This is a genomic window from Oleiphilus sp. HI0043 (assembly GCF_001634935.1).
Genome location: NZ_LWEY01000457.1, coordinates 1 through 1,292 on the forward strand (window position 1 = coordinate 1; position 1,292 = coordinate 1,292).

1 pseudogene is annotated in these 1,292 nt (G+C 44.0%); it reads right to left on the reverse strand.

Going from position 1 to position 1,292, the window contains the following annotated elements:
* Positions 1-289: 289 nt before the first annotated feature.
* Positions 290-1,292, reverse strand: a pseudogene (locus A3729_RS05855) (ATP-binding cassette domain-containing protein); the annotation flags it as partial.

Consider the following 1,292-nt stretch of genomic DNA (forward strand, 5'->3'; position numbering starts at 1 on the left):
GTCTATTACTCACCGTCGTAAAAAAACCAGCCTAGTGCTGGTTTTTTTGTATCTGGAATAAATAAGGCTAAAGGCCCGTAGGCCTTGCAGAGTATTGATAAACCCCGGTATTTTATATCGAGGTTTTGTTTTGCATAAATCGTTTAAAAAACAACCTCAAAATAGGTCGATTTTTTAAATCTTTTAGTAGTTTACAGTGAAAAAAACTATTTCATTCACGTAGAAGCGCGTCCTAAAAAGTACGCCGAGGTTTGTCAGCAGTCTGAAAGGCCCGTAGGCCTTGTTTTGTTTATTTCCTGGCCAGTATTGGCTTTAAGAATTGTCCAGTAAATGAACCATCGACCTCTGAGACATGCTCAGGACTTCCTGTTGCAACGATTTGACCGCCTTTCGAACCGCCTTCTGGTCCTAGGTCTACTATCCAGTCAGCAGTTTTTATGACATCTAGATTGTGCTCGATTACGACAATCGTATTGCCGTGATCTCTAAGCCTGTTAAGAACAGTCAGTAATTGCTGGATATCATAGAAGTGCAAGCCAGTAGTTGGTTCGTCAAGGATGTAGAGGGTTTTACCTGTATCTCGCTTGGAAAGCTCTTTAGCTAGTTTGACACGCTGGGCTTCGCCGCCAGATAGTGTAATCGCACTTTGACCAAGTCTGATATACGACAGGCCAACATCCATTAAGGTCTGAAGCTTTCGGGCAATAAAGGGAACCGCGTCAAAGAATTCACGCGCATCTTCGATAGTAAGGTCCAGAACTTCGTGGATATTCTTCCCTTTATAGGTGATATCTAGTGTTTCCCTGTTGTATCGCTTGCTCTTACAAACATCACAAGGGACATAGACATCAGGTAGAAAGTGCATTTCTACTTTTGTGACGCCATCACCCTGACAGGCCTCACAGCGGCCACCCTTAACATTGAAGCTAAAGCGGCCTGGTTTATATCCACGAGACCTTGCCTCGTGAGTGCCAGCAAATAACTCTCTGATAGGTGTAAACAGTCCTGTATAGGTCGCGGGGTTTGATCTTGGGGTGCGTCCGATCGGGCTCTGATTAATATCGATAACTTTATCGAAAAAGTGCATGCCGTGAATGGCTTCGTGCTCTGCTGCATTTAAGGTCGTGGCATTATTTAGTTCAGTCGCCGCTAAGGGGTAAAGCGTTGAGTTGATCAGGGTTGACTTACCAGAGCCTGAAACACCAGTAATGCAGGTAAATAAGCCAACTGGAATTTCAAGTGTAACGTTTTCAAGGTTATTTCCCTTGGCGCCTTGCAGAATGAGTTGTTTG